17 protein-coding genes and 2 pseudogenes are annotated in these 18,521 nt (G+C 61.8%); 13 read left to right on the forward strand and 6 right to left on the reverse strand.

Going from position 1 to position 18,521, the window contains the following annotated elements:
* Nucleotides 1–108: 108 nt before the first annotated feature.
* A pseudogene (locus LB528_RS27550) lies at nucleotides 109–356 on the forward strand (hypothetical protein).
* On the opposite strand, the gene LB528_RS27555 reads toward LB528_RS27550, so the two are convergent.
* On the reverse strand, nucleotides 291–794 hold the full coding sequence (locus LB528_RS27555; RefSeq protein WP_224516269.1) for a hypothetical protein: 504 nt from the start codon (nucleotides 792–794) through the stop codon (nucleotides 291–293). The pseudogene LB528_RS27550 and the gene LB528_RS27555 overlap by 66 nt on opposite strands.
* Nucleotides 795–977: 183 nt before the next feature.
* Between LB528_RS27555 and LB528_RS27560 the strand changes: the two are divergent.
* Nucleotides 978–1,468, forward strand: a pseudogene (locus LB528_RS27560) (tyrosine-type recombinase/integrase); the annotation flags it as partial.
* An 810-nt stretch (nucleotides 1,469–2,278) separates the two neighbouring features.
* Here LB528_RS27560 and LB528_RS27565 read toward each other — a convergent pair.
* Together LB528_RS27565 and LB528_RS30630 are read right to left on the reverse strand one after the other, a co-directional pair.
* Nucleotides 2,279–2,746 (reverse strand): metallophosphoesterase family protein, encoded by a 468-nt coding sequence (locus LB528_RS27565; RefSeq protein ID WP_224716999.1) that lies wholly within the window; start codon nucleotides 2,744–2,746, stop codon nucleotides 2,279–2,281.
* Nucleotides 2,747–2,888: 142 nt separating this feature from the next.
* Nucleotides 2,889–3,071, reverse strand: a complete 183-nt coding sequence (locus tag LB528_RS30630; protein WP_411962272.1) for a hypothetical protein — start codon at nucleotides 3,069–3,071, stop codon at nucleotides 2,889–2,891.
* 917 nt (nucleotides 3,072–3,988) lie between these two features.
* Here LB528_RS30630 and LB528_RS27575 point away from each other — a divergent pair.
* The 7 genes from LB528_RS27575 to LB528_RS27605 are packed head-to-tail and all read left to right on the forward strand — an operon-like array spanning nucleotide 3,989 to nucleotide 12,178.
* Nucleotides 3,989–4,078 (forward strand): K(+)-transporting ATPase subunit F, encoded by a 90-nt coding sequence (locus LB528_RS27575; protein WP_224717000.1) that lies wholly within the window; start codon nucleotides 3,989–3,991, stop codon nucleotides 4,076–4,078.
* Between the two features lie 21 nt (nucleotides 4,079–4,099).
* Nucleotides 4,100–5,803, forward strand: coding sequence for a potassium-transporting ATPase subunit KdpA (gene kdpA / locus LB528_RS27580; protein ID WP_224516175.1), 1,704 nt, complete (start codon nucleotides 4,100–4,102; stop codon nucleotides 5,801–5,803).
* A 7-nt stretch (nucleotides 5,804–5,810) separates the two neighbouring features.
* The gene (locus LB528_RS27585; protein WP_224717001.1) at nucleotides 5,811–6,041 is read left to right on the forward strand and encodes a hypothetical protein; all 231 of its coding nucleotides are present in this window, start codon (nucleotides 5,811–5,813) and stop codon (nucleotides 6,039–6,041) included.
* Entirely contained in the window at nucleotides 6,038–8,134 is a 2,097-nt protein-coding gene (gene kdpB, locus LB528_RS27590; protein ID WP_224717002.1) for a potassium-transporting ATPase subunit KdpB, read from the forward strand. Before LB528_RS27585 ends, kdpB begins: the two co-directional genes overlap by 4 nt.
* 12 nt (nucleotides 8,135–8,146) lie before the next feature.
* A complete protein-coding gene (gene kdpC / locus LB528_RS27595; RefSeq protein WP_224717003.1) occupies nucleotides 8,147–8,710 on the forward strand; it encodes a potassium-transporting ATPase subunit KdpC in 564 nt (187 codons plus the stop codon).
* Between the two features lie 55 nt (nucleotides 8,711–8,765).
* Nucleotides 8,766–11,489: a sensor histidine kinase gene (locus tag LB528_RS27600; protein WP_224717004.1), complete on the forward strand. Its 2,724-nt coding sequence runs from the start codon at nucleotides 8,766–8,768 to the stop codon at nucleotides 11,487–11,489.
* Nucleotides 11,486–12,178, forward strand: a complete 693-nt coding sequence (locus tag LB528_RS27605; protein ID WP_224516170.1) for a response regulator transcription factor — start codon at nucleotides 11,486–11,488, stop codon at nucleotides 12,176–12,178. The genes LB528_RS27600 and LB528_RS27605 overlap by 4 nt, the downstream gene beginning before the upstream one ends.
* 866 nt (nucleotides 12,179–13,044) lie before the next feature.
* Here LB528_RS27605 and LB528_RS27610 read toward each other — a convergent pair.
* Nucleotides 13,045–13,233, reverse strand: coding sequence for a hypothetical protein (locus LB528_RS27610; protein ID WP_224717005.1), 189 nt, complete (start codon nucleotides 13,231–13,233; stop codon nucleotides 13,045–13,047).
* Nucleotides 13,234–13,492: 259 nt separating this feature from the next.
* Here LB528_RS27610 and LB528_RS27615 point away from each other — a divergent pair, with 259 nt between their 5' ends.
* Complete coding sequence (locus LB528_RS27615; protein ID WP_224717021.1) at nucleotides 13,493–14,245, forward strand: DUF4142 domain-containing protein; 753 nt, start codon at nucleotides 13,493–13,495, stop codon at nucleotides 14,243–14,245.
* 26 nt (nucleotides 14,246–14,271) lie between these two features.
* Complete coding sequence (locus tag LB528_RS27620) at nucleotides 14,272–14,877, forward strand: general stress protein (RefSeq protein WP_224717006.1); 606 nt, start codon at nucleotides 14,272–14,274, stop codon at nucleotides 14,875–14,877.
* Between the two features lie 136 nt (nucleotides 14,878–15,013).
* On the opposite strand, the gene LB528_RS27625 is transcribed toward LB528_RS27620, so the two are convergent.
* Nucleotides 15,014–15,889, reverse strand: a complete 876-nt coding sequence (locus tag LB528_RS27625) for a plasmid partitioning protein RepB C-terminal domain-containing protein (RefSeq protein WP_224717007.1) — start codon at nucleotides 15,887–15,889, stop codon at nucleotides 15,014–15,016.
* Nucleotides 15,889–17,448: a recombinase family protein gene (locus tag LB528_RS27630; RefSeq protein ID WP_224717008.1), complete on the reverse strand. Its 1,560-nt coding sequence runs from the start codon at nucleotides 17,446–17,448 to the stop codon at nucleotides 15,889–15,891. Before LB528_RS27630 ends, LB528_RS27625 begins: the two co-directional genes overlap by 1 nt.
* Before the next feature lie 65 nt (nucleotides 17,449–17,513).
* Between LB528_RS27630 and LB528_RS27635 the strand changes: the two genes are divergently transcribed.
* Both LB528_RS27635 and LB528_RS27640 read left to right on the forward strand, forming a co-directional pair.
* On the forward strand, nucleotides 17,514–17,774 hold the full coding sequence (locus LB528_RS27635; RefSeq protein WP_224717009.1) for a type II toxin-antitoxin system HicB family antitoxin: 261 nt from the start codon (nucleotides 17,514–17,516) through the stop codon (nucleotides 17,772–17,774).
* 187 nt (nucleotides 17,775–17,961) lie between these two features.
* Nucleotides 17,962–18,279, forward strand: coding sequence for a YMGG-like glycine zipper-containing protein (locus LB528_RS27640; protein ID WP_224516903.1), 318 nt, complete (start codon nucleotides 17,962–17,964; stop codon nucleotides 18,277–18,279).
* The last annotated feature ends 242 nt before the right edge of the window (nucleotides 18,280–18,521 follow it).

The raw sequence follows: 18,521 nt of genomic DNA on the forward strand, positions 1-18,521 counted from the left end.
TCCATGAAGAACCTGGCCCATAGCGCATCCTTTGATTCGGAGGATAAGGATGCCCCATCAAAGCCTGGGATCAAACAACCTAGGCGGACATATGCCGGCGGCGAGGTCATGAAAAGCGATTCACTTCCCTACCCTCCTCGGGGTCTCTCGCGGGAAGAAGCCGCCCGGTACGTCGGCGTGGGCGTGACCAAATTCGACAAATGGTCGCGGACCACCGCATGCCAAAGCCGAAGAAGGTTGACGGCCGCGTGATTTGGGATCGCTTGAAACTCGAAACCGCCTTTACCGAACTACCTGGAGACGATGAAGAGAATATCGTCGACTTCCTGTTGCAAGGGAATCATCGCAGGGAATAGATTCATTCTGCCATGAGCGACAAATATCCCGGCCTCTCCTCCTACACCGACCGACACGGCAAAGTTCGCTGGCGCTATCGGACGAAGGAGCGTGTTGTTAGTCTGCCCCCTCCAAACCAACGCGGTTTCAAGGATGCCTACCAAGCCGCGGTCGAAGGCCGGAAAGTCGCCAAGGCCCCCATCGTCCAAATGCCTGGAACTGCCCTGCCCGGCACATTTGGAGCCGCCTTTCAACGGTTGAAGATTTCGGTCAAGTAGCTCGCCCTTGACGAGGCCAGCAAGCTCAAGAACTCGCGGCTGATCGAAGAGTTTCTGGAACTGCGGGTGGTCCCTGATCACCCGCTCATCTGGCGCGACGTACCGGTCAAGAATCTTCGGCGTGTCCATGTTGAAGAGCTTCTTGGCCGCTTCATCGCCACGCCCCACAAGGCCAAGCATCTGTTGGTGGGCATACGCAAGTTGGTCTATGTCGCCCTACGTCAAGACTGGATCGAAATCGATCCCACGGCGGCGGTCGAGTGGCGCCCCGCCTATGCCGGCTGGAGAGCGTGGTCACGCGAGGCCATGGAGCAGTTCGAAAAGCATTGGCCGCTCGGCACCGCGGCACGCACTTGTTATGGGTTGGCACTGTGGCTTGGCAATCGCCGCGGCGACGTCGCGGACCTTCGCTGGGACCAGAGGGTCACCCGCCGTGTCTTCATCGAAGGCGTTGAGCGCCACTTCGACTGGTTTGATATCGTTCAAGCCAAGAACAGGGACGAACCGGCGGCAAGCGGCTTTTCGTGCCGATCACACCGATGCTTGCCGAAATCCTCAATGCCGCTGACAAGCGCGGCGAAACGGTCTTGGTCACGGCTTATGGCCAGCCCTTCTCCGCCAAATCCCTGACCGGCACCATGGCTCACTGGTGCAAGCTCGCCGGGCTTCCGAAAGGGCTGACGCTGCACGGACTGAGAAAGTCGCTTGGCGTTTATCTCGCCGAGGCAGAGGCCTCAACCAGACAGCTCATGGATGTGCTCGGTCACGACGACATCGATCATGCCGAACTCTATTCGCGCGAAGCATCGCAGGTTCGGCTGGCGGTCCAGGGGATGGATCGAGTCGTGCGTCTTGTGACGCGCAAGCCCATGCTTGGCGAACCTTTTGGCGAATCTGTTGGCGAACCTGCCCTTAAGCCACTGATAAATACGACAATGGTGGGCCCGGAGGGTGTGAGACCTTCGAAGAAAATCAATGGCTTAGCGGATGGTTAGCCAACCCATATCCTTCGTATCGTCTCGTATGGTCTGGCGAACCGAACACAAAGAACACAGATTGAGCTCGGCCTACCTCCACTGCAAAAGCGACGTTGCAAGTACGTTGGTTGCGGGGGCAGGATTTGTACTTGCTGACCTCGCTTGCGAATTCGCTTCAACAGAGGAATTCGGTTGCAGTGCTGTATTGGCGGTAGCGCTCTACCGACTAGAACCCCAGAATGAGAACCTCCGATCAAGTTTGCACCGCTAGGGATCGAAACATCCAGCGTCCACATCTGAAGGCGCAGCCGACCGGAGGCACAATGCGGAAAGTATAAAAACTTCCAGAATCCCAGTGTCTGATTGTGGAACGGTCCAGTGACCTTTTAGGGCCGGTTGCTGACTGGCAGCTTACCGCGACGGTGGGCTGAAACCCGCCAGACTGCAATCGGCCCCGTTCCAGCCATTGCTATTGATCACCGGAACTGACGGAATGGGCAGGCAAAAACACACAACGCCCTTTCAATGTTCGCCTTTTGTGCTTCGAAAGTCGCATAAAGGGCATTGTCGAACTCTCCATTCCGCGCATTTCGAGAAGGCAACTTGAGGTGATTGGTCGCGCGGATGTGTTCATTCAGCCGCTGCGGGCCGTCCCGCTTGGCATGCGATCGCCTTGAGCCCCGCACCTTAGCCGCTACTTAGATCGTGAATGGTCGGCTGTAGACCGTCAGGCGTGATATCAACCGTCGCAAAGGTGATCGGCAACTTGAAACGACGGTGACCGGCGCTGCCCGGATTAAGGTAGAGCACACCGTCAACGGTTTCGAGTCTCGGCACATGGGAGTGGCCCGACACGACCATGTCGATACCGAGTGCCGCTGGTGAGACCTGCAGTGTTTTCAGATCATGGAGGACGTAGAATGTTCGGCCTGCCAGCCGCACCAAGGCCGTATCGGCGTAGGTCGAAGCCCACCCGGCCGTATCCACGTTGCCTCTGATCGCGGTAACCGGTGCGATCTGCTGAAGCGCGGCAATAACGTCAGGACTGCCAATGTCTCCGCCATGGATGATGTGGTTTACCCCGGCCAGGCGTCGTTCCGCCTCAGGCCTCAGCAGGCCGTGCGTGTCAGAGATGATGCCAATCCTGAATGTCATTGTCGGCCATATATGGGTGAGCACATCGAGATCAGCCGCATACGGCTGTTCGGAAATGCCCGCCCGGCTTCCGGGAGGATTTCTTCGTCGGCATAGCGGCCGGAGATATGCGTAAGAATGAGTTGCTTCACGTTGTTCGTCGCTACCAGAGATGCTGCCTGCGCAGCCGTGAGATGACCATAGTCGCGCGCCATGGCCGCATCTCGTCCGGGAAGGTGGCCTCGATCACCAGAAGGTCGGCTCCGCGGACATGTTCCGCGAGCGCATCGGTCGACTCCGTATCGCCGATGATGACCAGCTTCTTGCCTGCTTCCGGCGGACCCAACACGTCTTCCGAAGCAACTGTTTGGCCATCCGCGAGGGTGATAGACCGGCCTTCTACCAGTTCTTTTCCTGATTGGACCGTCTGGCACGCCCAGAGACATGAGGTGCTCGGCGCGAAGGTGGCGGCGCGGTAGTGTCTCGAGCACGAAGCCATAGCTATCTGTGTCGCGGTGACGAACTTGAAAGCAGTCGATCATGAATTCGTCGGTGCGAAGCTCATCCTGCGCAGCAGCTTGGCAAAGAGACACTGCGTTGCCCCAGGGGGGGGCGAGGCCACGGTAGAGCTTGGCTTCCTCGGCGAAGGCTTCGTAACCGAAATTGCGAAACTGGGCCAGGTCGGCCACTTTCACACCTAGTGCCTGCGACAGGCGCTTCGGCGAAATATGGCGATGACTCAGGACCGTGACGACTGGTCGTGCGGCAGCCGGTGATCGGGATCGTGAACCACGACATATTCGCCGTCGGTCATTCCTATCGTTGCTATCCACGAGCTCGGGCAATTCAAACGGCATTGCGCTCACTGCAGGGCTCGCGTCTGCGCTGTTACTCAACCCATCGCCATACGGCGTAACAGAACGGCCGAAGTCTCTAATCGCCACTGCATCAAACTTCAGTGGCAGGTCAGGCCGATCGAGACCTTTATAAGATTCCTATATCTTTCCCACCCGCTCCGTCTCGAACCTTTATGGCGATCGGGTCCATATTTCTATTCGAATAAGCGCTGTGAACCGCCGTCGCCGCCAAGGTGATGGGCGTCCGCGTTCAGTTTTCAGCCGACCTGCGCGGGCCGTGGCCACAAGTGGAAAACAAGGAACGACTGCAATGGACCTTATAGTTCTCGGGATCGGGATTTTATTCTTCGCCCTGTCCTTGGCCTACGTCAAATCCTGCGGCAGAATCTGAGCAAGGAGCCGTACCATGCTTTTCGACTACATCCTCGGCGGCGCGGTTACCTTGTTTCTGCTTTCCTACCTCACTTATGCCCTCATCCGCCCTGAGCGCTTCTGACCGGTACGCGGAGAGCCCATCATGACCATGAATGGCTGGATACAGATCCTCGTCTATTGCGGGATCTTGGCTTTGCTCGTGAAGCCGCTCGGCTTTTATATGTACCGCGTCTTCAGCGGCGACCGCACTTTACTATCGCCGCTGCTCGTCCCGATCGAGCGCGGGCTCTATCGCCTCGCCGGAACGAGCGAGAAGGAGGAGCAACATTGGGCCGTCTATGCGACCGGCATGCTGCTCTTCAACCTTGCCGGCTTCCTCGTTCTTTATGCGCTGCAGCGGCTGCAGGGCATACTGCCCTACAATCCGGCCGGGATGACCGCGGTCGATCCTGAGCTTGCTTTCAACACCGCCGCCAGTTTCATCACCAATACCAATTGGCAGAACTACGGCGGCGAAAGCACGATGTCCTATCTCGTGCAGATGGCCGGCCTCACCGTCCAGAATTTCGTCTCGGCCGCAACCGGCATTGCCATCGCCATTGCCTTGATCCGCGGCTTTGCCCGCGCTTCCGGCAAGTCGATCGGCAATTTCTGGGTCGATCTCACCCGCTGCACGCTCTACGTGCTCGTGCCGGTCTGTATCGTGCTGACGCTTGTCTATGTCTGGCTAGGCGTACCGCAGACGCTCGGCGCTTACGTCGACGCCACTACGCTGGAAGGCGCCAAGCAGACGATCGCGCTCGGCCCGGTGGCCTCGCAGCTTGCCATCAAGATGCTCGGCACCAATGGCGGCGGCTTCTTCAATGCCAACTCAGCGCATCCGTTCGAGAACCCGGACGCGATCTCGAACCTGATCCAGATGCTGTCGATCTTCGCGCTCGGCGCCGGTCTCACCAACGTCTTCGGCCGCATGGTCGGCAGTGAGCGCCAGGGCTGGGCGCTCCTTGCCTCGATGGGCGTGCTGTTCCTCGTCGGCGTCGCCGTCTGCTACTGGGCGGAAGCCGCCGGCAACCCGTTGGTCCATGCGCTCGGCATCGACGGCGGCAACATGGAAGGTAAGGAAACGCGCTTCGGCATCGCCTTGTCGGCTCTGTTCGCCGTGATCACCACGGCCGCCTCCTGCGGCGCCGTCAACGCCATGCATGATAGCTTCACCGCGCTCGGCGGCATGATCCCGCTGATCAACATGCAGCTCGGCGAAGTCATCGTCGGCGGTGTCGGCGCCGGCTTCTACGGCATCCTGATGTTCGTCGTCGTCGCCGTCTTCGTCGCCGGCCTGATGGTCGGCCGCACGCCCGAATATCTCGGCAAGAAGATCGAGGCCAAGGAGGTCAAGATGGCCATGCTGGCTATCCTGTGCCTGCCGCTGGCGATGCTGATCCTCACGGCCATCTCCGTGGTCCTGCCGACCGCCGTGGCCTCGATAGCCAATGGCGGCCCGCACGGCTTCGCCGAGGTGCTCTACGCCTATACCTCGGCCGCAGCGAACAATGGCTCGGCCTTCGGCGGCCTCACCGGCAACACGCCCTGGTACAACATCACCATCGGCATCGGGATGCTGATGGGCCGCTTCCTGGTCATCATCCCGGCTTTAGCCATCGCTGGCTCGCTGGCCGCCAAGAAGACCGTGGCCGCCTCCGCCGGCACCTTCCCGACCGACGGCACGCTGTTCGTCGGCCTCCTGGTCGGCGTTATCGTGATCGTCGGCGGCCTCACCTTCTTCCCGTCGCTCGCTGTCGGTCCGATCATCGAGTATCTGGCGATGATTCATGGACAGACCTTCTGAGACGACCATGCCCCGCTTCAACGACATAGGTCGCAACGACCGTCGCCCGACCGGTGACGGAGCGCCCGACAACGGAAAGGACAAGAAGCCTCGTCCTTTCCCGACGCTTTCAACCTTTCTCGCCATGGCGGCCGTGCTGTTCGCGCTGTGGCTGCTGGCCACTGGCCTTCCGCACCTGTTCGCGCAGCCCGAACACCCGGCGCCGTCCAACATAACCGATACCGGAACCCAGAAATGAGCCAGTCCAAATCCGCTGTTATCATGGATGCGCGCATCCTGGTGCCCGCCCTCGGCGGCGCCTTCCGCAAGCTTGATCCGCGCACGCTGGTCAAGAACCCGGTGATGTTCGTCGTCGCGGTCGTCTCAGCTCTCACCACCGTGCTCTTCATCCGCGACCTGATCGCCGGCGGCGGCGATCTCGGCTTCACCTTGCAGATCATCATCTGGCTCTGGTTCACCGTGCTGTTCGCCAATTTCGCCGAGGCCGTCGCCGAAGGCCGCGGCAAGGCGCAGGCCAACTCGCTGCGCAAGGCGCGCACCGAGACCCAGGCCAAGTTGCTCACCAACGGCGAGGACCGCTCGAAGTTCAAGCTGGTTCCCGGCACCAGCCTGAAGGTCGGCGATGTCGTGCTGGTCGAAGCCGGCGACATCATCCCTTCCGACGGTGAGGTCATCGAAGGCGTTGCCTCGGTCAACGAGGCGGCGATCACCGGCGAATCCGCGCCCGTCATCCGCGAATCCGGCGGCGACCGTTCGGCCGTCACCGGCGGCACCCAGGTTCTGTCCGATTGGATCCGCGTGCGCATCTCGGCCGCATCCGGCCAGACCTTCCTCGACCGCATGATCTCGCTGGTCGAAGGAGCCGAGCGCCAGAAGACGCCGAACGAGATCGCGCTCAACATCCTGCTTGTCGGCATGACGCTGATCTTCGTGCTGGCGACCGCGACCATCCCGAGCTTCGCCTCCTATTCGGGCGGCTATATCCCGGTGACGATCCTCGTCGCGCTGTTCGTGACGCTGATCCCGACCACGATCGGCGCGCTGCTGTCGGCCATCGGCATCGCCGGCATGGATCGCCTGGTGCGCTTCAACGTTCTTGCCATGTCCGGCCGCGCCGTCGAGGCCGCCGGCGACGTCGACACGCTGCTCCTCGACAAGACCGGCACCATCACGCTCGGCAACCGCCAGGCCACCGAGTTCCGCCCGGTCAAGGGCGTCACCGAGCAGGAGCTGGCCGATGCGGCCCAAATTGCATCGCTGGCCGACGAGACGCCGGAGGGCCGCTCGATCGTCGTGCTGGCCAAGGAGAAATACGCCATCCGAGCCCGCGACATGGCGACCTTGCACGCGACCTTCGTGCCTTTCACCGCGCAGACCCGCATGAGCGGCGTCGACATCGACGGCTCGTCGGTGCGCAAGGGCGCCGTCGACGCGGTGCTGGCCCATGTCAACCAGGCGACCGTCGCCGCCCACGGCACGCGTCCGGCGACCGAAACGATCCGCGACCTGCAGGCGATCGCCGACGAGATCGCCAAGGCCGGCGGCACACCGCTGGCGGTCGAGCGCGACGGACGCCTGCTCGGCGTCGTCCACCTCAAGGACATCGTCAAGGGTGGAATCCGCGAGCGTTTCGCGGAGCTGCGCAAGATGGGCATCCGCACGGTGATGATCACGGGCGACAATCCGCTCACCGCCGCGGCAATTGCCGCCGAAGCCGGCGTCGACGACTTCCTCGCCCAGGCCACGCCGGAGAACAAGCTGTCGCTGATCCGCGAGGAGCAGGCCAAGGGCAAGCTGGTCGCCATGTGCGGCGACGGCACCAATGACGCGCCGGCGCTGGCCCAGGCCGATGTCGGCGTCGCCATGAACACCGGCACCGTCGCCGCGCGCGAGGCCGGCAACATGGTCGATCTCGACAGCGACCCGACCAAGCTGATCGAGATCGTCGAGATCGGCAAGGCGCTGTTGATGACGCGCGGTTCGCTGACGACCTTCTCGATCGCCAACGACGTGGCCAAGTACTTCGCCATCATCCCGGCGATGTTCGCGGTCTTCTACGTCGCGCCCGGCCAGTCCTCCGGTCCGTTGCAGGCGCTCAACATCATGCATCTCGCGACGCCGCAGAGCGCCATCCTGTCGGCCATCATCTTCAACGCGCTGATCATCATTGCGCTGATCCCGCTGTCGCTGAAAGGCGTGAAGTATCGTGCCATCGGCGCAGGCGCGCTGCTCACCCGTAACCTGCTCATCTATGGCCTCGGCGGTATCGTCGTGCCGTTCGTCGGCATCAAGGCGATCGACCTGATCGTCACGGCCTTCGGCCTCGCGTAAGGATTTGCCCCGATGCTCAAGCAACTCAGACCCGCTTTTGTCATGATCGTCTTCTTCACGGTGCTGACCGGCCTCATCTATCCGATCGGCATGACCGGTATCGCCCAGGCGCTGTTTCCGAACCAGGCCAATGGCAGCCTTGTCGAAAAAGATGGCGAGGTCATCGGCTCCAGCCTGATCGGCCAGGCCTTCGCCAGCGACCGCTATTTCCACGGCCGGCCGTCGGCAGCCGGTGACGGCTACAACGCCGCCTCCTCCGGCGGCTCGAATCTCGGCCCGACCAATCCCAAGCTCATAGAGCGCATCAAGGGCGACGCCGAGAAGCTGAAGGCGGAAAACCCGAATGCGCCGGTGCCGATGAACCTCGTCACCACCTCGGGCAGCGGTCTCGATCCCGACATCAGCCCGGACGCCGCCTATGTCCAGGTGCCGCGCGTCGCCAGGGCTCGCGGCGTGGCCGAGGACAAGGTGAAGGCGCTCGTCGACAGCCATGTCGAGGAGCGCGAACTTGACGTCCTCGGCGAACCGGTGGTCAACGTGCTTGCGCTGAACCTGGCGCTGGACGCGCTGAAGTAATCCGCTGCGCGCCGGGGATCGACACCGTTCCCGGCGCAATTCATGATTGGACCTGATGCCGGACGACAGGACCGACCCCGAGAACCGACCCTCCCCCGGCGCGCTCCTCGAGCACGCCGAGCGCGAGGGCCGTGGCCGGCTGCGCATCTTCCTCGGCGCCGCACCCGGCGTCGGCAAGACCTACGAGATGCTGATGGCGGGCCGCGCCCGCCGCGCCGACGGCGTCGACGTCGTGATCGGCGTCGTCGAGACGCACGGCCGCAAGGAAACCCAGGCCCTGGTGGACGGCTACGAGGTGATCCCGCGCCGCCTGGTCGAGTATCGCGGCCAGACGCTAGACGAGATGGACATCGACGCCATCCTGAAGCGGCACCCCGCCCTCGTCCTGGTCGACGAGCTTGCCCACACCAACGCGCCCGGCAGCCGGCACCCCAAACGCTATCTCGATGTGGAGGAGATCCTGGCGCAAGGCATCGACGTCTACACCACGCTCAACATCCAGCATGTCGAAAGCCTGAATGACGTCGTCGCCCAGATCACGCGGGTCAGGGTGCGCGAGACGGTTCCCGATTCCATCATCGACGAGGCCGACGACATCGAGATCATCGATCTCACCCCCGACGACCTGATCAAGAGGCTGCAGGACGGCAAGGTCTATGTCCCCAACACCGCGCAGCGCGCGCTCGAGAATTATTTTTCGCCGGGCAATCTGACGGCGCTGCGAGAGCTGGCGCTGCGCCGCACGGCTCAGCGCGTCGACGAGCAACTGCTCAACCACATGCAGTCGCATGCCATTCCGGGGCCTTGGGCGGCCGGCGAGCGGGTTCTCGTCTGCGTCGACTCGCAGCCTGGCGGAGCGGCCCGCATCCGCTACGCACGCAGGCTCGCCGACCGGCTGCGCGCGCCCTGGACGGCGCTGCATGTCGACACGCCACGCCTCGCCGGCCTGTCCGAGGAAGACAAGGACCGCCTGGCCAGGAACCTGCGTCTTGCCGAGCAGCTCGGCGCCGAGATCGCCACCATTCCCGGCCAGAATGTCGCCGAGGACATCGTGCGTCACGCGACGGCGAACAACTTTACCCACATCGTCGTCGGCAGGCCGACCCGCTCGCGCTGGCGCGAGCTGATCGAGGGCTCGCTTACCTATGATCTGATCCGCAACGCCGGCGACATCAGCGTCCATGTCATTTCGGGCGCCGAGCGCGATGGCGACGCGCCGTCGGCGCGGGTGAAGGCCGCGGCCGAGCAGAAGCCTTTCCAGGTCTGGCCCTATTTGTTCTCGACGGCCTATGTCGCCGGCGCGCTGGCCGTCGGCTCGATCCTCGACCGGTTCCTCGACGTCCGCAATCTTGCCAGTGTCCTGCTTTTGGCCGTGCTGACATCGGCCGTAACCTTCGGGCTCTGGCCGGCGTTCTATGCCTGTTTCCTCAGCGCGCTTGTCTTCAACTTCTTCTTCCTCGAGCCGCGCTACACGCTGACGATAAGGGATCCGGAGAGCATCGTAGCCTTCGCGGTCTTCCTCGTCGTTGCAGTGATCGCCAGCAATCTGACGGCGCGCGTGCAGCGCCAGGCCGTCGCCGCCCGCTCGCGGGCGCGCGCCACCGCGGACCTCTATTCCTTTTCCAGGAAGGTCGCCGGCGCCGGCACGCTGGACGACGTCTTATGGGCCACCGCCTTCCAGATCGCTTCGATGCTGAAGGTCCGCGTCGTGCTGCTTTTGCCGGAAAACGGCACCATCACCGTCAAGGCCGGCTATCCGCCGGACGACACCTTGGCCGAGGCCGATATCGCGGCCGCTCGCTGGGCCTGGGAGCATAACCGCGCCGCCGGCCGCGGCGCCGATACCTTGCCCGGCGCAAAACGCCTCTATCTTCCTTTGCGAACCGGGCGGACAGCGATCGGCGTCGTCGGGCTCGACAATGACAAGCAAGGGCCGCTGCTGACGCCTGAGCAGCAACGTTTGCTCGACGCCTTGGCCGATCAGGCTGCAGTCGCCATCGAACGCGTCCAGCTCGTCGCCGATGTCGATCGCGCCAGGCTGGCCGCGGAAGCGGACCGGCTGCGCTCGGCGCTGCTCACCTCGATCTCGCATGACCTCAAGACCCCGCTTGCAGCGATCATGGGCGCGGCCGGCACGCTGAAGGAGTTCGCGCCGGCGCTGCCGGAAAAGGATCGCGCGGAGCTTCTGTCGACGGTCGTTAGCGAGTCCGAGCGGCTGAACCGCTTCATCGCCAATCTGCTCGACATGACCAGGATCGAGTCGGGCGCGATGGAACCGAATTATGGGCTCCACTATGTCGGCGATGTCGTCGGCTCGGCGTTGAACCGGGCGCAGAAGATCACCGCCGAGCACAAAATAGAGACTGACATTCCGGCCGACCTGCCGATGCTGAGGCTCGATCCGGTGCTGTTCGAGCAGGCATTGTTCAACCTGCTCGACAATGCCGCCAAATATGCCTCGCCCGACTCGGCCATCCGGCTGCAGGCCTGGGTCGACAACGGCGCCGTCATCCTGCAGGTGATGGATGAGGGGCCGGGCATCCCGCCCGACGACCTGGAGCGGATATTCGATACTTTCTACCGCGTGCGCAAGCGCGACCAGGTGCGCGCCGGCACAGGCCTCGGCCTGTCGATCAGCCGCGGCTTCATCGAAGCGATGGGCGGCACGGTCGCGGCGGCCAACCGCACCGACCGTCCGGGCGCGATCTTCACCATCCGCATGCCGATGCCGGCTGAGTTGCCGGCGCTCGGCACACCCGTTACGGATGATGCGGCATGACAAATCGGACCGTCTCCATCCTGGTCGTCGACGACGAGCCGCCGATCCGCAAATTGCTGCGCGTCGGCTTGGGCAGCCAGGGCTATGCGGTCTCCGAAGCGCCGAACGCCAAGGCGGCGCTCGAACTCGTCCAGGCAGAACGGCCCGACCTGATCCTGCTCGATCTCGGCCTGCCCGGCATGACCGGCACCGAATTGCTCGGCAAATGGCGGGCCGACGGGCTCGATGTTCCGGTCGTGATCCTCTCCAGCCGCACCGACGAGGCCGGTATCGTCGCAGCACTCGAGCTCGGCGCCGACGACTATGTGACCAAACCGTTCGGCATGAACGAGCTGGTCGCGCGCATCCGCGTGGCGCTGCGCCACAAATTCCAGCAACAAGGCGAGAAGCCGGTGTTCCATACCGGCGACCTTTCCGTCGACCTGGTCAAACGCATCGTCAAGGTCGAGCGCAACGAAGTAAAACTGTCGCCCAAGGAATACGAGATCCTGCGTATCCTGGTGCAGTACGCCGGCAAGGTGCTCACCCATCAGTTCCTGATGAAGCAGATCTGGAACGATTCCACCGACGTCCAATATCTCAGGGTCTATGTCCGTCAGCTCAGGCAGAAGATCGAGAAGACGCCGGAGCAGCCGCGCTATATCATCACCGAGACGGGCGTTGGTTATCGGCTGCGTGAGGTGGACTGACGAGCGATCGACGACCGCCGATCTCAAGGCGCTGTGCCGTGACTGTCACTCCGCCGACAGGTCTCTTCAAACGAATCTTTCGCACTGGTGCCTGTGCGTACAAGGTTGATGCTAGCTTGTCCGCTTGTGGAAGACGGATGGCCTATCAGAATGACTGACATGCGACGCAAAGCTGCCATTTTCGCGGTCGGGCATGATGCCCTACCTAGCCCAATATGAGCAACCGGTAACCGTCCACAATAAGACAATGGCTTCCGGCGTTACACGGCGCCAAGCCGCGCTAACTTGCTCGCTCTTACGCTTCGCGCGACTTCTCGGCGTGGTGATACGCCCTTTGCCGCGCCGCAGTTATTGCGCGGCATCCTTTCGATCTGCAACGAGACGAGCTCTGGTTCGAGTGTGCCGTCGACAGTGGCGAATTGGTTGGAATCGTACCGGGCAAATCGCACTTCGCCTGCAGACCATTTCGCTATCACTCCCCGCGGCTTTACGGAAAGTCGCCAGCATCCTGGATTGCTTCCGCGACCTTCGAAGTGCTGTTCACATCCATGCCGGCGTAGGTCGCTGTCGCACTGAAGTTCGTCGCGGTAGCCCTCAGGACCGCCTTGCGTGCTTACGGCGCCACCACCTCGCCGGTTCGCGTTTCCCATGCCGTGATTTGGGCCTCGTAGCTAAATTCTTCCATCAGATCCGCCGCGCCAAAGGCGGGCGCAAGGCATGTAAAAACCAAGCATACAGCTGTCGCGAATCTTGCTCTTGTCATCAGAGTGTCAGGTCGCCGTAGAGAACGCGGCGCACATGACCGACGAAAGTCGCCGATTTGATTTGCGATTTCTATTACGAGATCACCTAGCTTCGGTGCGTGCTTAGCCGCCCCGCAGCACGCGCCAGATATCGGACCAATAGGCCGCGATCAGGGAAGCCAGAGCCGCAGCCGGCAATCGGATCGCCAGCAATCGCGAGCAGTTGCACCGGATCAGCAAGAGCCTGTCGGATACCGGCGACAGCATGATGCAAAGCGCGACCGCCAACCGACCAAGGATGTGCAACTCCATACCGACCGCCGGAGGGGGCTTCATAACCAGCTGTAACTGATCCACCTCCAAAGCGATATTACCCGACCAAGCGCGGGCGGGAGCTGAGATTTCGCGCAGCTTCCTCAGGCCGCGGGGAACCTGCCCCGTCCACACAGCCGGTCCAAATGTGGCCGCGGGTGAAGGAGGCACTCTCGCCACCAACCCGAAATCGTGTGGCGGCCGGAACAAAGGGGTCTGGCGCTTGTTGAGTGACACCCATTCAGCAAGGAACCTATCGATGAAACACCGCCTTCTAATGACAGCGCTCTCCACCTGCGCGGTCCTGACATTTGCCGTGCCCTCCTACGCCGCCGATAAAGCTCAGGATTTTGTCGACAAGGCCGCCGCCGGAGGCATGTTCGAGGTCGAGTCGAGCAAGATCGCACAAGGCAAGGCTCAGGATCAGGCAGTCAAAGACTTCGCGCAGAAGATGATCGACGATCATGGCTCGGCCAACGCCAAGCTCGAGACGATCGCCGGCGAGCAGAAGCTGAAGGTGGCTGCCCAGACGGACGCCGCGCACAAGAGCAACCTCGACGCCCTGAACACCGGCAAGGACTCCTTCGACAAGTCTTACGTGCAGATGCAGCGCGACGCACATGCCGACGCTGTGAAGCTGTTCGAAGCCTACGCCAAGTACGGCGACAATGCTCAGCTCAAGACATTCGCGCAGGAGACGTTGCCGACGCTCAAGATGCATCAGGAAATGATCGAAAAGATCGCATCCGGCACCAGCGACAAGTCCACGACGAGTTCTACGACGCCCGCGGTGTCCACGAGCGACACCAACAATCCGGCCGCGCCCGTCCCGGGCGCCAACAGCTTCACCGAAGCGCAGGCGAAATCGCGGATTCAGGATGCCGGCTTCTCCAATGTCAGCGCGCTGACGAAGGACGACAAAGGCATTTGGCGCGGCACAGCCCAGAAAGACGGAAAGCAGGTGACCGTAGCGCTCGATTTCCAAGGCAACGTGGTTGCCGGCGCTCAATAACCGAACTCAGAAATGGAGTGAAAACAATGACGACTGTCACCGGACTTTTCGATGACTATCAGGACGCCTCCGACGCCGTGAGCGAATTGGAAGCCATTGGCGTGCCGCGAGACGACATCAGCATCGTGGCCAACAATTCCGACAATTGGTATCGACAGGACGAGACTTCAGAAGCCGGCGAAGATGCCGCCGCTGGTGCCGGCCTGGGAGCGCTGGTCGGCGGCGCGGGTGGCCTGCTCACGGGGCTCGGGATCATGGCGATCCCCGGTGTCGGGCCCGTTGTGGCCGCAGGCTGGCTCGCTGCGACGGCGGTCGGCGCGGTCGGCGGCGCTGCGGTCGGCGGAGCCGCCGGCGGCATCGTCGGGGCGCTAACTGAATCCGGCGTTTCGGAACGTGATGCACATGTCTACGCCGAGGGCGTGCGCCGCGGAGGCAGTCTGGTGACTGCCAGAGTGGATGATCGGCTTGCCGGCGAGGCTGAACGGATCCTGCGAGGAGAGCGTTCCGTCAATATCGACGAGAGGCGTAGCGCTTACGAGGCCGGCGGCTGGACAGGGTTCGACGCCAACGCAGAGCCCTACGATGACATCGAAGCGGAACGCGATCGCGTTCGCCGAACCACACCGCTGTAATCGATGAGGCCCCGTGGAACTCTCCACGGGGCCTTTGTGTAACCCGGCTGTAGCAATCTCATGCAACGTCACGCAGGCCCAGCGGCTAATTGCGCCGCTTCACCCAATGGGCGGCAATTTGCTCTAATGCGACCTCTCAAAAGACAAGGTGCTTACGCTTTCGTCCGGGCTTTTTCGGCTGGCGCGCCAGAATTCCCCGACCCATTGGAATATCCAGGATCGTTTGCAGCTTTGCGAGCTGCTCCGGAAAATTCTGCGCAAGGTATCTAACCACCCGCGCGTTCTCCATCAGCCGATCGAGATAGGACCTTGCCGCCGTTAGCTCAAGCGCCCAGATGCCGCGAAAGCTGGCGCAGTACAGGAACTCATCATTCAGCGCATCAAACTCGATTTCCATGGCAGCTAGCTGCTCGGCTGTAACGCCGACAAACTTCCTTCTTGGCCTGGACGGATCCGCCAACTGCGAAGCCGGCGTTAGTGTGCTGAGAAGCTGCGCATAGTGGAAGTTCGCCCGTTTCAGAGCGATCATCAACTTTGCCGCCTTGAGCTGCCTTTCGGGCACCATCTTGCGCAATGATGCAAAGACCTGGGGCGGCACATACCAATCCTGCAGGAGATCGAGGACCTCAGGAGAAATTCCGCAGATCAATGACTTCGCTTCAACAGGTGGACTCGGGGTCGGCGCAGGTTGCTGGCCAATGACCCGTTCAGCCAACGGCTTTGGCAGGACCGCGAGGCCTTCGGCCGATAGCAGGCGACGGAACGGATCCTGCTGCAACGGAGCTCGCAACGCTCCAGCCATTGTCTCCAGCCGATGCCGAGGGACTCTCGCCTCGACCATCATGCTGCGCGTTCTTTCGCATTCAGCCGTATAGGTCCTGCGCAGCCAGGTACCGGTGAACACCCGGCCGGGCTCGTGCATTTTCTCCAACAGTGCGGTGTGCCTGGTGCGGCTGTTTTGCAGAACGCGGTAGGCGGCTTGCTGGCTCAAAGTGACGCGCCGTACCGTCATTAGGCGCTCCCCACGAATGTCCGGCCAGCTAGTGCAACAAGCGGGTTCAACGATGGGAAAAGAAACGCGTCGAGCTTCATGCCATTGTTGACATGGAAATTCCCCTTGATCCCGGCGACTTCATGCGTTGGGACGATCAGGTAATCACGAATGGCCAAATCGCCCGGATGCATTCGGATCAGAACGAAGATATCCGCCGTGGCCTCTCTCGCGGCCTTTGCCGACCAGCGAGGATAAGTGTCGTGCGAAACGCGACAACGGGCTATCGCGATCGCCACGGTGAACTCGTCATTGATCCGGATGAGCTCCCTTCCCGGGTCACAGGAGGCTTGCCCGCCTACCTCTTTGATCGCGACCAACAGGTCTTCTATCACGCGACAGCGGATAGCTTCGAGGCGCTTGCCGATTTCCACGAAATGACACTTTCTGGGCGGCCGGCAGCCGACCAGTCTATATGCGGCAAGCAGGCCTCCGAAACGCGATCTATAGCGCCAGCTGGACGGGCATCCAGGCGCCGCGTTGATGATCACATCGGATAGCTTTCCGTGGCGTTCGTAGAGACTTCGCAGGGCCGCCAGCATCTCGTCATCGCTCATGCGCGGGTACAGCAATTCTATTTTTCGCTGCGCCTTCTCAAACTGTTTGCGGTTTACGATCGGTTCAAAAACGTTTTCGGCCCTGACCCATTGGTCCGGGGGGTTCCACACCATCTTGCTTTTTAATTTCATGCAGCGGCGATTCCAAACGTTGTTGCCGATATATTTCTCGTTGGTAAGGACACGGCGAACCCCTTCGCGCTTCCATGGCCGGCCGAAGTCATTCACCATTCCCCGGGCATTCAGGTATTTTGCGATCTCAGCTTCATTTTTCCGCGACCCCACAAACAGGCGAAAGATCAGCTGCACTGTCGCTATCTCCTCCGGCGGCCCGGGGACGATAATCACGCGGTCAGATTGAAGGTTCTTGTGTTCGTTGCGGCCGAGCAGCAGCTTCCGGCGCCCAGACTGGTCGACCATCAGACGCCTTAGTCCGAGCCCCTGCAAGCCGCCGACGTGGAACCCCATCCCGGCCGCCCTCACCTGGCCCATGAAGACCTTCTGCGACAGCATCCGGCTATACTCTGCCGCCATGCTGCGCTTTATGGCCTTGAGTATGTCCGATCCTACGGTGCCGTCGTTGCCGAATTGCTCGGCGCAAAACTCGATCCGGACGCCGGCCATCTGGCAGCGATATTCATACGAGGCGCTTTCATCGATGTTTTGGAATCGGCCCCAACGGCTCACGTCGTAGACGACGACCGTCTCGAAATCGGCCAGCCCGTGTTCAACGTCGAACAGCAGCTTCTTGAGGCCGGGCCGGCTTTCCATATGCAATCCGCTTCGGCCGGGATCTTCGTATGTGGCAACGATATCGTACCCCATGACCTCGGCATAACCGCGGATTGCATCCCTCTGGTTATCGAGCGAGTAGGTCTGCTGGTCGGTGGACATTCGCAGGTATTGCGCGGCGCGAGCGCCCCTCCTCCGAAGGGGGTCGCCTGCCGCCGCAAACTTGTCCATGGCCTTGCACCGTCGTGCCGGCACTTTAAATTAGCGGTCGATTGCCTTGCGGCAAGAGGAATGAAATGCAGCAATATGTCGGACTGACCCATAAGGAAGGCGCCAGCGACTACGGCGTGTCCTTCCCCGACTTTCCCGGCGTCGTCACGGCTGGCGCAACGTTTGAAGAAGCGCGTCATCTTGCCGAGGAGGCCCTCGCCTTCCACGTCGAGGGGATGATCGAAGACGGCGAGGCCGTTCCAAAACCCACCCCGATCGAGCAGATCATGGCATGCCCGGATTATCGCGGACTTGCTGCAATCATGGTGCCGATGAAGTTCGGTTGAACACGGCAGCTGTTACTGTCCCCGGAGACGATCTTTCCCGTTTTGGCAACCAAGGCGCTCAACCGCCGGGAAACCTTGATTCATTTCGTGAGCAGGCTCCGCCGCCGTTCCGCCGCAATGCAGCCCCACTCGGGAATTTGTTCGCCCCATCCTGTCAGTCCCCAGGGGCTTCAGAGGAGTTCGTAAGATGTTTATCAAGAAGGCCATTCTCGCGGTGGTGATGACGGCGGCGCTCGCCGGCTGCGAGACGCAAACCGAAGGCCAGCAGCGGGCCACCACCGGTGCATTGCTCGGAGGCGCCGGCGGCGCGCTAGTTGGCCAGGCAATCGGCGGCAACACGAAAAGCACGGTGATCGGCGCGGCGAGCGGCGCACTGCTCGGCGCCGTGGTCGGCTCGGCCACCACGCCTCAGCGCCGCGGCGATCAGCTCTGCCGCTATCAGGACCGCTACGGCCGCATCTACACCGCGCCCTGCGACGACCGCTACTACAACGGCAATTACTGATCGAAGTCTGATTGGCTGGAGACCGGCGCCTTGAGCGCCGGCTCCTTGCCTAAAACAGCAATGACAAGGAATGCATAAAGCGCGCTTGCTCGTGGCGGTCCACACGCCAGCAGGAAGGAACATTTCGATATTCATGAAGTTTGGCGAACCCTGTTGGGGAGCCAAATCCATGCACAGTCGAAAATCCGTGAAAGCGGCGCTGGTCAATCAGATCGACGCTGTTCAGCTCACAATCTCGCGGC

The organism is Mesorhizobium sp. CA4 (assembly GCF_020165075.1).
Lineage (GTDB): Bacteria > Pseudomonadota > Alphaproteobacteria > Rhizobiales > Rhizobiaceae > Mesorhizobium.